General features: G+C 37.1%; 9 protein-coding genes. 4 read left to right on the top strand and 5 right to left on the bottom strand.

Features of this window, described 5'->3' with window-relative positions:
- The 3 genes from R7Q39_RS20005 to R7Q39_RS19995 form a co-directional block, all read right to left on the bottom strand.
- The coding region (locus tag R7Q39_RS20005) for a hypothetical protein (RefSeq protein ID WP_318076710.1) at window positions 1-272 on the bottom strand (272 nt) is incomplete at its 3' end.
- A 106-nt stretch (window positions 273-378) separates the two neighbouring features.
- Complete coding sequence (locus tag R7Q39_RS20000) at window positions 379-834, bottom strand: hypothetical protein (RefSeq protein WP_318076709.1); 456 nt, start codon at window positions 832-834, stop codon at window positions 379-381.
- A gap of 78 nt (window positions 835-912) precedes the next feature.
- On the bottom strand, window positions 913-1,947 hold the full coding sequence (locus R7Q39_RS19995) for a TerC/Alx family metal homeostasis membrane protein (protein WP_045594204.1): 1,035 nt from the start codon (window positions 1,945-1,947) through the stop codon (window positions 913-915).
- Between the two features lie 182 nt (window positions 1,948-2,129).
- Between R7Q39_RS19995 and R7Q39_RS19990 the strand changes: the two genes are divergently transcribed.
- The 4 genes from R7Q39_RS19990 to R7Q39_RS19975 all read left to right on the top strand — a co-directional run bounded on the left by R7Q39_RS19990 (window position 2,130) and on the right by R7Q39_RS19975 (window position 5,667).
- On the top strand, window positions 2,130-2,369 hold the full coding sequence (locus R7Q39_RS19990; RefSeq protein WP_318076708.1) for a hypothetical protein: 240 nt from the start codon (window positions 2,130-2,132) through the stop codon (window positions 2,367-2,369).
- 608 nt (window positions 2,370-2,977) lie between these two features.
- Entirely contained in the window at window positions 2,978-3,379 is a 402-nt protein-coding gene (locus R7Q39_RS19985) for a hypothetical protein (RefSeq protein ID WP_318076707.1), read from the top strand.
- Window positions 3,380-3,424: 45 nt separating this feature from the next.
- Entirely contained in the window at window positions 3,425-3,760 is a 336-nt protein-coding gene (locus tag R7Q39_RS19980) for a hypothetical protein (RefSeq protein ID WP_318076706.1), read from the top strand.
- Window positions 3,761-4,134: 374 nt separating this feature from the next.
- Complete coding sequence (locus R7Q39_RS19975; RefSeq protein ID WP_318076705.1) at window positions 4,135-5,667, top strand: hypothetical protein; 1,533 nt, start codon at window positions 4,135-4,137, stop codon at window positions 5,665-5,667.
- Window positions 5,668-5,699: 32 nt separating this feature from the next.
- Here R7Q39_RS19975 and R7Q39_RS19970 read toward each other — a convergent pair whose 3' ends face one another.
- Window positions 5,700-6,209: a hypothetical protein gene (locus tag R7Q39_RS19970; RefSeq protein ID WP_318076704.1), complete on the bottom strand. Its 510-nt coding sequence runs from the start codon at window positions 6,207-6,209 to the stop codon at window positions 5,700-5,702.
- Window positions 6,210-6,266: 57 nt separating this feature from the next.
- Window positions 6,267-6,914, bottom strand: a complete 648-nt coding sequence (locus tag R7Q39_RS19965) for an OmpA family protein (protein ID WP_038129922.1) — start codon at window positions 6,912-6,914, stop codon at window positions 6,267-6,269.
- Between the last annotated feature and the right edge of the window lie 870 nt (window positions 6,915-7,784).

The raw sequence follows: 7,784 nt of genomic DNA, 5'->3' as shown, positions 1-7,784 counted from the left end.
CTCGCGGCTTCCGCATCAGAGAAAACCAAACTTGCGGCATTGCGTAAAAGTTGAACTGGAATGTCTTTTAAAAATAAGAGTTCAGGATTGTTTTTGATTGAGGCGTAACCTTGAGCGATAAGCTCTGGTGTTTTGTTTTTTAGAAAGGTTTTATATTCGTTAATCTTTTGATTACGGATCACATTGGCAGCACCAATCCACTGAGCAAAAAGTGTGGCTTGCTCTGGATTGAGTTTATCAGAAATATTGTAGCTAAAGCCTAATATTGCCAAGGTAAATCCCAATAAAACACTAGATAAATAGGTATCTTAAGTTATCACGCGATACTTTATGTGGCAACAAGGTTTTTAGTGAAAACAAGAAATAATCTCGTTTTGTTTATTTAATAATGAGTTCGTATGGCGAAATGTAGAACATACCTGGTTGGTAGTCAGCGTAGCTTACCCCATGCTGCTGAAAGTAAATCTTGATATCTGAATCATCCTTAGCCGTATACCAGTAGTACTTAACACTATCCCTGTACTTGGGATCTTTAAATCTGTACTGTTCTCCATCCTTACAGCAAAGGCTTTCTCTGATCATGTCTTGCTTACTAATCTCTAGGAAGCTCCCATAATCACCAATAACAGTCCGAGAATAGCCTGTAGCGACTTTTGTTCCACTTTTGGTATATAGCCCTACCCTATCACCTTCCATCTTGACCTCTTGAGGTTGAGACTCTAAATAAAGCATTCTTGATGACATAGATAGGTCTTTAGGAAGTTTTGAATACTTTCTTTTTTTGGCTAACTCTTCCGCATAAGCAACGGGATCGATTTTTTCATCTAAAAACATACGCCCTCCGTCTCTTAATAGTAATGCAAATAAAAAAACCTTCAACATCGTTGAAGGGTTTTATTGATCTGAATCTAATTAAGCTTCAGCGCTTTCTTCTTTCTTTTGTAGCTTGTCTGCAATTAGTGAGTGGACGATACCACAAACAATACAACCAATGACTACGTATAAGCTTAAGCTATGGTCGATTTTCGGAATTTCAAGACCGAAGGTTTTGTTCAATCCACTAATGATAAGTTTTGCTGCGATGAACAGAAGAATCAGACCAACCCAAGCTTCTAGTTTACTTAGCTTATCTACTGCTGCTTGAAGCAGGAAGAACAAGTTACGAAGACCTAGAATTGCAAAGATTACAGCAGAGTAAACCAGGATAGGCTCTTCTGTGATTGCAATGATTGCTGGTACGCTATCAAAGCTAAACGCAACGTCTGTAAGTTCGATTACAGTAAGACATAGGAACGCTGGTGTTGCGTAGTATGCTGCCTTTTTAATGCCGCTTAGTGACGGATTCGTTTCTTTTAGCTTTTCAAATGTTTCATGGTTTACAAAAAGTGATTTACCATGAAGCATTGGAATTACAGGGAAGAACTTCTTAACTAAACGTACAGCTTTGTGTTGCTCGTAATCAATATCTTCATCATCCTCATCACGGAATACCATCACGTATGCTGCGTAAAGAATGAATGCCGCAAATACAAGTTCAACCCAGTTACCCATTGAATAAAGCATTGAGCCTGCCGCGATAAAGATCGCACGGAAAACAAGAGCACCAATAATACCCCAGTATAAGATTCGGTGTTTGAGAACACTATCTTTAATACCAAATGCACTAAATACTGCGACAAATACCATCAGGTTATCAACGGAAAGGGTTTTCTCAAGCGCATAACCCGACAAGAATAAGCTTGCGTAATCCTTACCATATTCGACGTAAAGAAATCCGTAGAACGCTAAAGCCAAACCTACCCAGAACACAGACCAGATACCTGCATCTTTTACTGAAATTTCTGTTGAGTTTCTGTGACCCCAAAGGTCAAGTGCTACCGAAGCTATTACAGCTATACCAAGTACAGTTATAAGCTCCAATGGAAAGCCAAGTGGCGCTAATTCCATCTATATCTCCTAATTTTTTTATTAATAATTAAAAATTTATTTGTTAATGTGTCTGTGATTGGACACGGTGATTATGCGTCAATTATTATCATAAGTAAATAATATTTTTAATCTTAATTGTTAATAATTGTTTTGAACACAATTTGAACTACTGATACTATCCCTCTAAAAAGGAGAGCCAAATGAACAATAAATTACAAATATTTTCCATATCTTTTAGTACATACCTAATTGGCGTAATGATTGCTTGTATTGCAAATTGGTATATTGGCATTGAGTTTAGTTCAAGCTCACTGTTCTATATGATTGGAAGCGGATCCTTACTACAAATCACCTCTTTTATTATCTATTTAATATTCGATATAAAAACATCTAGCCAACCAAAATCCCTCGATACCCTCAAGCACCCACAAAAACTTTGAACAACATGTGGCTTTCTTAAGTGAAGGAAAGCCATCTTCCTTATAAAATATTCTGAATATTAATGAATGCTAATTTAGTGGCTCTGTTATTTTACACAACACAACCCAACAAATCTGCAAAGTACGCTGTACTGTAAGTTTGCCAATAAGCTATTGAAATATCATAGCTTTACACCAGTTTTGCTAATAATAGAGTTGTCATTAAGATTCATAATTGGTCTTTTTTTATACTGGAATCATAATCTGTATGGCAAAAAAGAAAAAAAGTATTTTCTCCTGAAACTGGTTTCAAAACCAGTATTAAAATCTGGTGTATGCGTCATTTTGTACTCGAATATATCAAAAGAATGCGAGTGCATAGTCCCTTTCAAGGTGAAATCACTGATAAAAAACACCTTTTGGTTGATTTTTAGATATGGATATTTGACTAAAAATACTCATTGATCTAAATTTACCTACATCGATGCACAACAAACTATGTGCATAACAAAAGAGATTACTGATTAAGATATAAACATTTTGGAAATCATTTACTAATGTGCAAAAAGGCACTGTTTAAGAACCAATAAAGTTTACGATATCAAACTAGATTAATAAGGATTATGAATATGAATGCTCAAACAGTTACAGTTTTTCAAAAAGGTAAAGGTCGTCTAGGCGCACAAACTCTTTCACTAAACTCTGGTAATCGCCGTGAAGAGAAACCTAATCGTCCACAGTTGAAAGTTGTACGTCAATCTATTTCAGATGATGAAGCAATTAAATGTGCTAACATGCTCGCGCCAGAAGATCAAAACATGCATACAGCAAATACGCGCAGAAAAATGCGTGTTGTACACAACAATATGCAAGACGATCAGAATGCTTATGAACCACGTCAGTCTTTCTACGGTAAGCCTGCTGCCAAAGAAAAAGAGCACCGTGTTCCTGGACTTTACGGCTGCAATCGCTGGAAATCAAACCAACAAAAGCAAGGCTTTGATTCTCAAGAGTCATTCTCATTTTTCTGATTCGCGCTGTATGGCAAAAAAACAAAAACATTTTTTGGTGAGACTATGAATACTAATCCTGTAGCAGATTTTTTAAATAACAGCATTCTTTCCATAACTGGTAACAAAAGCTCGTTTCTTTCTAAGGCGCTTCATAAACTTCACTCAGCGAGTGAGAGCAACGCTTCTGAATCTAGTAATTCTGCGTTTATGGTGAAACATGTAAGCGAAAAACCTCAATCTATGCTCCGAGTCGTAAGAAATGTTGAACAGCCTAATTTTGCGTTTTGTGAAAATCCACTAGTTCAGAAGAAACTTAGTCGTGTGCCTGGTCTTTATGGATGTAACCGATGGAAATCAAATCGCAACAAAGTAGAGCAAGAAGCGATTCAAATTTTCTAGATGCCAAGAATCTTAGTGTTTTGGAAATCAACCTCTTTATATGACAGTTACTGTCTTTTTTTTGAAATCGCTTGTATGGCGAAAAAAACAAAAAGTTTTTATTTTGGAGTTAAGGTTATGCAATCTACAAGAATTTCTAATTCATCCTCAATAACTAACAGAGGGTTAAGAGTTGTAACCCAAAAGATTGGAAAAGTAAGCGAAGATGAAAGACGAGTGGCTAGATTTTTTCGCAAAAGACTAAGAGTAGTTTCGTCTACTTGCTAAAGCTCAACCATTGGAAAACTCTTATTAATTGAAACTATGATTTGCGATCAAAATGTCGTATTATCATTCCAAATAAATAATTAATAAACTTAATCAATAAGAGTTTTATGAATAACTACACTACCATAATGTCTAAATGCTTAGACTCGATAAGTAGAAATCTGGAAGATGAAAAGAGTCATCTAGATGATTTACTGATTAAAAGAACGAGGATTACAAAAAATCTTCAGCAAGCCATATCCACAGCCCTATCGAAATCATTTTCTGAATCAACTACTGTTGAGGAAATGGTTTCGATTATAAAAGCCGCCTTAAACCTAGATCTTACTCCGTTCCTTAACAAGATTCAGTCTGAGAATGAAGAGGAAGAAGCTAAAGCATTTGCTAGAATAAATCAGTATCAAATCACATACTTGGACTTCAATCCTGGAGATGTAGAGGATGTTATTGATGCCTTGCAAGACCAAAAGCAAACAGCGCTTAAGCGATTAGCTACACTTCTAAATCAAGACCCAATATTAGCACCATACTTGGAAGGAAGAGAGATTAAGCACCTTTCAGTTTCTAAAACTCAATATCGCGATGTATTTCATATCGCAGCCACATACTCAGACCAGTTTTTCGGTAAGTGTATAGGTAAGTTTGGCGCTATCACTAGATTCATGAACAGCATTAGCTCCGAGACATATTATCGAATGATGAATGCGAACATCATGCTTAACGAAATGGATCCTGATGCTAAAGCGTATGTACTAAAGAATAAGGGTAAGTTAACGCCTTCCTCCTTTACTGAAACGGTTGATGATCTTAGAAAAGAGATTTTTCAATGTGAGCTAACTGAATCTGTTCAAAAGACTAAACTTAGCAAGTATAAATATGAGCATCGCATGTATGAGGTAGCTAAGAGCCATAAACCTATAAGTGTAGAAGAGGTTAAAAGTAGCATCCTAATGAACTTAGAGAGAGAGTCATTAAAGGGTGATATTAGAAAGCTACTGCTCTATTTAGAAGATGTATCGAAAACAAATGAATCAATAAAATACATTGCTCGCGACATTTCTGAGCTTTACGCATCTAGATGCCTGTTGATGAACTTAATTGCTTACTATAGCCGTTCGACCAGTCTTTTGGATGAGGTGTTTGAGAAGAAGCGCTTACTACTTAACAAAGCATCTAAAATAGTAACAGAAAAAGACTTTAAAACTTATGGCTCTACTATGTTTAACCCTGAACAGTTCAACGCTATCTACCTTGCAAATGCAGAGATGAGGGGTAAATCTGAACTGATAAGCTATGATTTCTCAAAATACAGCATTGAGAGTCCTTTCGACATCGAAGAGCATTTAAATAAATTAAATGCAGAGCCAAGTATTCTGCAACTCTTCCCTGTACGATTTGGGTTTTCAGTTGAGAAGTCACCTGACAGAAACTTTGAGAGCAGTGGTCTGTTTAATGAGTTTTTCAAAACTCATTACGAACTAATCTATGAGATAGAGAAAGAAAACTCTCTAATCAATAAGATGGTTTCCAACTTAGAGAACTTCAACAAACTTCAACTAGAGACCGATTCTGATAGCGAGTTGAATTTAGATGAGGGTATCTCAGTTGGATTTGATGCAAGTGGATTTAAACACAATTAATAAAAAGGCTCCGAGTTGGAGCCTTTAATATTTTATAGAGAAGGGTTTTCTTTCAAGTATTTAATAACGAAATCACGCTTCATATTCTCAATCACATCTTGTGGATAATCCAAGCCATTCAAAAGATCATTAATCGTCAGAAAACTGTTCTTTTTCTTTAATTCAGGATCATCAGACTCATGGTATTCTTTATTGAAGATATAACAGTTAATCCGATGAGTTGTGACATTTAGTGCTTTTGCTTGTTCACGGTATTTTTCAAGAACTTTCTCGTACCACTCGCTCGCTCTGAAGTACCCTTCTAAGTCGTCTATGTCTTGAGAGTTATCATTACTCAACTCTGCGTAATCGTCTCCATGCTTTTCAATTGCTCTATATTCCTCAGCAAATTGATTAAGTGAGATATCCCAGTTTTTTTTGTCATGCCACACCTCTACAAGGCTATCAATGCTCTTTTGGCTGTCAAAAAATTTTAATGCAGTACGGAATCCATCAATCAACACGCCGCTTGAAAAACAAATTTCTGTATAGATAGGTTTCATTTTACTACCCTCTCAAATTGAACATCCCTAGTTACCGAGATAACTAGGGATCTATAATTAGCCGTTTGGTAAGATTCGCAGTTCTACACGGCGATTACATTGGCGACCTTGCTCAGTTTTATTTGAACAAATAGGCATTGATTCGCCATATCCAGTGATGTCAGTACGAGAGCTAGATAGACCCATTGTATTCAATGCAGTTTTAACAGACTGAGCACGATAGAACGAAAGCTCTTTGTTTCGTGCAGATGAGCCTACGCTATCAGTATGCCCTTCAACCAATAAGACTGTATCTGGATAGCGATTCATTACAGTAACGATGCTACGAAGCTTAGGATATACTGCTTGTTTGAGGCTAGATTTGCCAGTATTAAATGTAATAGCCCCATTCATGATTAGGCGGATTTCGTTTCCTTGACGCTTAACCTGAACACCTGAATTTAGTAGTTGCTTTCGTAATTCTGCTTCTTGCTTGTCAAAATTATTACCAACAAACAACCCAGCACCACCCCCAGCTCCACAGCCAATCGCTGCGCCTTTTCCACCATTTAATGCACCACCGACGACAGCTCCAGCAACGCACCCTAATAAACCACCCTTCACGGTAGAGTTTGTTTCATACTCACCTGTCATTGCATTTTGACGTGTAACCTGACAACCTACCAGCGACATGCAAATAAGTGATAGCGCGATAATTTTTTTCATAATTTTAACCATTTCTTTATTTAGTTGATGGTTTTTATTATACATATAAAAGCTTTGAAGTCAATAATTGAAGGCGCATTCATTTCTATGCAAATTTCACTTATCGCGCAAAACCCGCCTTCTAGTTAGAATGCTGACCAAGAACAACTCTTTTAATCCGAATATATTCACTAGCAAGCGCCCTAACCTATCAGTGAACATAGACATGATTATCCAATTTATTCCTAGTTAGGAACCTAACCGAGAAATGAAATCGTGTTTTTCAGATTCCAAGGCAAACCCTTCGACTGCATAGTACCCGTATTCGTCTTGGGAAATTCCAAGTTAGGAACCTAACCGAGAAATTGGAGTTTGATCTGGTAGACGCTGCGGCAACCCCTTCGACAGCATAGTATCCATATTCATCTTGGAAAAATTCCGAGTTAGGAACCTAACCGAGAAATGAAATCGTGTTTGTCAGATTCCAAGGCAAACCCTTCGACTGCATAGTACCCATATTCGTCTTGGAAAAATTCCAAGTTAGGAACCTAACCGAGAAAATAGAGTTTCCTTTGGCAGATTCCAAGTCAACCCCTTCGACTGCATAGTATCCGTATTCATCTTGGGAAATTCCAAGTTAGGAACCTAACCGAGAAATTGGAGTTTGATCTGGTAGACGCTGCGGCAACCCCTTCGACAGCATAGTATCCATATTCATCTTGGAAAAATTCCGAGTTAGGAACCTAACCGAGAAATGAAATCGTGTTTGTCAGATTCCAAGGCAAACCCTTCGACTGCATAGTACCCATATTCGTCTTGGAAAAATTCCAAGTTAGGAACCTAACCGAGAAAATAGAGTTTCCTTTGGCAGATTCCAAGTCAACCCCTTCG

Origin of the sequence: Vibrio sp. 947 (assembly GCF_033339115.1) — a bacterium.
Taxonomy (GTDB): Bacteria; Pseudomonadota; Gammaproteobacteria; order Enterobacterales; family Vibrionaceae; genus Vibrio; species Vibrio alginolyticus.
The sequence above is the reverse complement of the archived record's forward strand: the minus strand, read 5'-3'. Positions and strand labels throughout refer to the sequence as shown.